This window comes from Stenotrophomonas acidaminiphila, assembly GCF_001431595.1.
In the GTDB taxonomy this organism is placed as follows: domain Bacteria; phylum Pseudomonadota; class Gammaproteobacteria; order Xanthomonadales; family Xanthomonadaceae; genus Stenotrophomonas; species Stenotrophomonas acidaminiphila.
In genome coordinates, this window is record NZ_LDJO01000083.1 from 1 (window position 1) to 3,880 (window position 3,880).

Genomic DNA, 3,880 nt, shown 5'->3' on the forward strand with positions numbered 1-3,880 from the left:
GTAGGCCGCATCCTGGACTGGTACGTGGCCCACGGCCAGGCGCCGGCCAGCATCGACGAGGACCCGGGCGTGAGGTTCGTGCGCGGCGTGTATGCCGAGTTCAAGCGCCGCGGCTCGCCGACGGTGGTGATGGGCGCCTCGTTCCGCTCGACCGCGCAGATCGAGGCGCTGGCCGGCTGCGACCGCCTGACCATTTCCCCGGATCTGCTGGAAAAGCTCGACGCCGACCTGGGCGAGCTGCCGCGCAAGCTGGTGCCGGCCGCCGCCGAGGCGGTGGACGTCGCGCCGATCGACCAGGCGCGGTTCGACGCCGACATGGCCGCCGACCCGATGGCCACCGAGAAGCTGGCCACCGGCATCGATGCCTTCGCCAAGGACCTGCAGGCGCTGCGCCAGCGCATTGCCGACGAACTGACGGCCTGATCGCCCGCAAGCCGGGGCCAGCGTTGTTTTCTCTCGCGCAGGGCCGGCCGCCCGGTTGCAGAGAAAGCAACGCTGGCCCCGGTTTTTTCTGCCCGCCGCGCGGCGTCAGTAGATCCCCAGCGCCAGCCCCGCCGCGAGCAGCGCGCCCAGTTCGCGGCCGCGTGCCAGGTCGGCCTCCGGCAGCAGCTTGCGTGCGGCAATGGCCTCCGGCGTCTGTGCATGGGTGCGCACCAGCAACGGCTCGGCCACTTCACGCAGGCGCAGGCCGGTGGCGATGCGCCGCAGCTGGGCGATGGTCGGCTCCCCGTCCGAGCCGGCGCAGACCACCAGCGCGTACGGCTTGCCGTCGCAGCGGCCCAGCAACGGGTAGTAGCTGCGGTCGAAGAAGTCCTTCATCGCGCCGCTGATCGAGGCCAGCGTCTCCGGGGTGGCGAACACCACCGCATCGGCGCCCAGCACGTCGTCGGCCCCGGCGTCGGCCGCGCGCAGCAGGCACACCTCCAGCGCCTCCCCGGCGTCCCCGCGCGCCGCCTCGGCAACCGCTTCGGCCATGGCCCGGGTGGCGCCGGTGAAGCCGTGCCACACCACCAGCAACCGGCGTGGCGCGGCCTCCATCACCTCAGGCGTCCAGCCCGATCGGGCAGCTCACGCCGGTGCCGCCGATGCCGCAGTAGCCGTTCGGGTTCTTGGCCAGGTACTGCTGGTGGTAGTCCTCGGCGTAGTAGAACGGCGGTGCCGGGAACAGGATTTCGGTGGTGATGTCGCCATAGCCGGCGGCGGTCAGCCGCTGCTGGTAGGCATCGCGGCTGGCGATGGCCGCATCGAACTGCGCCTGCGTGTGGCAGTACAGCGCCGAGCGGTACTGGGTGCCGGTGTCGTTGCCCTGGCGCATGCCCTGGGTGGGGTCGTGGTTTTCCCAGAAGGTGCGCAGCACGGTGTCCAGCACGACCTGCGCCGGGTCGAACACCACCCGCACCACTTCGGTGTGGCCGGTGAGCCCGGAACAGACTTCCTCGTAGGTGGGGTTGGGGGTGAGCCCGCCCTGGTAACCGACCGCGGTGGTCACCACGCCCGGCAGCTGCCAGAACTTGCGCTCGGCGCCCCAGAAGCAGCCCAGGCCCACGTCCAGCACGTCCAGCCCCGCGAAATCGCCGCGCAGCGGGCGGCCGTTGACGAAATGCACGTTGTGCAGCGGCAGCGGCGCCTCGCGCCCCGGCAACGCTTCTTCCGGCCGCGGCAGACGCTGCTTGAACGCGCCGATGCCCAACCGCCCGTGTCCGATACCCAGCATGGTCCGCTCCTCAGGCCGGCAGGAATCCCGGCGCTTGCTCATCGTCACAGATGGGGCCGCCCGCGGCGGCGTCCAAGCCCAGCGCGGCGACGATGTCGTCGGCCTCGGGTTTGGCCGCGTCCGGCACGCAGACCCGCAGCAGGCCGAACAGCGGCAGCTCGCCGCCGGCGCCCAGCAGCGATTCGCCGAACACGAAGGCCGGGATGCCGGCGTCCTCCAGCGCGTGCTTGACCAGGTGCGCGTCGAACAGGTTGTTTGTCTGGTAGACCAGTTGCATGGGGTTCTCTCCGGGAATGGCGGGCGGGCTCAGCCCGGGCGGCACAGGGCGTCGGTGGCGGCCACGCGCGCGCTTTCCTGTTCGGCCGCCTGCCGCCACTGGCGCAGCGCCGGCAGCGCGGACAGCGCCTGCAGGTAGGCCGCGGCGGTGTCGTCCAGCGCCACGCCATAACCGTCGAAGCGGATCGCCACCGGCGCGAACATGGCATCGACGATGCCGAAGCCGCCGAACAGGAAATCGCCGCCGGTACCGTGCCCGCGGCGCAGGCTGCGCCACAGCGCCTGCACCCGGTCGATGTCGCGCTGGGCGGCGGCGTCCCAGCGGTAGCCGTCGGGCCGGCGGCGGCTGTTCATCGGCAGCTGGGTGCGCAATGCGGCGAAGCCGGAGTGCATTTCGGCCGCGGCGGCGCGGGCCAGCGCGCGCCGCGGCAGCTCGGCCGGCCAGCCGCGGCCGCCCAGCCAACGCTCGTTGGCGTACTCGCAGATCGCCAGCGAATCCCAGAGCACCAGGTCGCCATCGCGCAGCGCCGGCACCTTGCCGGTGGGCGAATGGCGCAGGGCCTGGGCGGCGAACTCCGGCGTGTCCAGCGCCAGCACCACCTCGTCGAATTCGACGCCGAACTGGCGCAGCAGCAGCCAGGGGCGCAGCGACCAGGAGGAGTAGTTGCGGTTGCCGATCACCAGGACGGGGCGGGTCATGGGCGCTGCCTGCGGGCGGGGCGCCCAGCATAGCGCCGGTCCGGCAGCCGGCGTCCGGCTCGGCTAAACTTGCGTTCTATTTCAATACCCTGCGCCCCCATGTCCGAGAACACGCCTGCCGCTGCTGCCACGCCGGAGACGGCTCCCGCCGAAAAGCGGGACTTCATCCGCCAGATCGTCCGCGAGGACCTGGCCAGCGGCAAGCACACCGCGATCAAGACCCGCTTCCCGCCCGAGCCCAACGGCTACCTGCACATCGGCCACGCCAAGTCGATCTGCCTGAACTTCGGCATCGCCGGCGAGTTCGGCGGCGTGTGCAACCTGCGCTTCGACGACACCAACCCGGCGCGCGAGGACCCCGAGTACGTGGCCGCGATCCAGGACGACGTGCGCTGGCTGGGCTTCGAGTGGAACGAGCTGCGCCACGCCTCGGATTACTTCGAGGCCTACTACCTGGGCGCGCAGAAGCTGATCCGCGAGGGCAAGGCCTATGTCTGCGACCTGTCGGCCGAGGAAGTGCGCGCCTACCGCGGCACCCTGACCGAGCCGGGCCGCCCCTCGCCCTACCGCGAGCGCAGCGTCGAGGAGAACCTGGACCTGTTCGCGCGCATGCGCGCCGGCGAGTTCGCCGACGGCACCCGCACCCTGCGCGCCAGGATCGACATGGCCAGCGGCAACATCAACCTGCGCGACCCGGCGATCTACCGGATCAAGCACGTCGAGCACCAGAACACCGGCAATGCGTGGCCGATCTACCCGATGTACGACTACGCGCACGCGCTGGGCGACGCGCTGGAAGGCATCACCCATTCGCTGTGCACGCTGGAGTTCGAGGACCACCGCCCGCTGTACGACTGGTGCGTGGACAACGTCGATTTCGCCCACGACCCGGCGCTGACCCAGCCGCTGGTGGACAAGGGCCTGCCGCGCGAAGCGGCCAAGCCGCGCCAGATCGAGTTCTCGCGGCTGAACATCAACTACACGGTGATGAGCAAGCGCAAGCTGATGGCGCTGGTCACCGAGCAGCTGGTGGACGGCTGGGACGACCCGCGCATGCCGACCCTGCAGGGCCTGCGCCGGCGCGGCTACACCCCGGCGGCGATGCGCCTGTTCGCCGAGCGCGTGGGCATTTCCAAGCAGAACTCGCTGATCGATTTCAGCGTGCTGGAAGGCGCGCTGCGCGAGGACCTG

At 71.0% G+C, this 3,880-nt stretch carries 6 protein-coding genes; 2 read left to right on the forward strand and 4 right to left on the reverse strand.

The window, feature by feature from the left end:
- Positions 1-423 (forward strand): transaldolase family protein (locus tag ABB33_RS17120; protein WP_275452956.1); only part of this gene is annotated, 423 nt, incomplete at its 5' end.
- A gap of 105 nt (positions 424-528) precedes the next feature.
- On the opposite strand, the gene ABB33_RS17125 is transcribed toward ABB33_RS17120, so the two are convergent.
- Genes ABB33_RS17125 through ABB33_RS17140 form a run of 4 tightly spaced genes read right to left on the reverse strand, consistent with a single transcriptional unit; the run spans position 529 to position 2,689 of the window.
- Positions 529-1,038, reverse strand: coding sequence for a flavodoxin family protein (locus tag ABB33_RS17125; protein ID WP_056932897.1), 510 nt, complete (start codon positions 1,036-1,038; stop codon positions 529-531).
- A gap of 4 nt (positions 1,039-1,042) precedes the next feature.
- On the reverse strand, positions 1,043-1,714 hold the full coding sequence (gene msrA, locus ABB33_RS17130; protein WP_056932898.1) for a peptide-methionine (S)-S-oxide reductase MsrA: 672 nt from the start codon (positions 1,712-1,714) through the stop codon (positions 1,043-1,045).
- Positions 1,715-1,724: 10 nt separating this feature from the next.
- Positions 1,725-1,991, reverse strand: a complete 267-nt coding sequence (locus ABB33_RS17135; protein WP_056932899.1) for a putative signal transducing protein — start codon at positions 1,989-1,991, stop codon at positions 1,725-1,727.
- A gap of 29 nt (positions 1,992-2,020) precedes the next feature.
- Positions 2,021-2,689, reverse strand: coding sequence for a glutathione S-transferase (locus ABB33_RS17140; RefSeq protein WP_056932900.1), 669 nt, complete (start codon positions 2,687-2,689; stop codon positions 2,021-2,023).
- A gap of 99 nt (positions 2,690-2,788) precedes the next feature.
- Here ABB33_RS17140 and glnS point away from each other — a divergent pair.
- A partial coding sequence (gene glnS / locus ABB33_RS17145) for a glutamine--tRNA ligase (RefSeq protein WP_082595157.1) occupies positions 2,789-3,880 on the forward strand: 1,092 nt, incomplete at its 3' end.

Coding starts and splice junctions, on each gene's coding strand:
- ABB33_RS17125 (WP_056932897.1), bottom strand. CDS start 1,038: ATGGAGGCCGCGCCACGCCGGTTGCTGGTGGTGTGGCACGGCTTCACC.
- msrA (WP_056932898.1), bottom strand. CDS start 1,714: ATGCTGGGTATCGGACACGGGCGGTTGGGCATCGGCGCGTTCAAGCAG.
- ABB33_RS17135 (WP_056932899.1), bottom strand. CDS start 1,991: ATGCAACTGGTCTACCAGACAAACAACCTGTTCGACGCGCACCTGGTC.
- ABB33_RS17140 (WP_056932900.1), bottom strand. CDS start 2,689: ATGACCCGCCCCGTCCTGGTGATCGGCAACCGCAACTACTCCTCCTGG.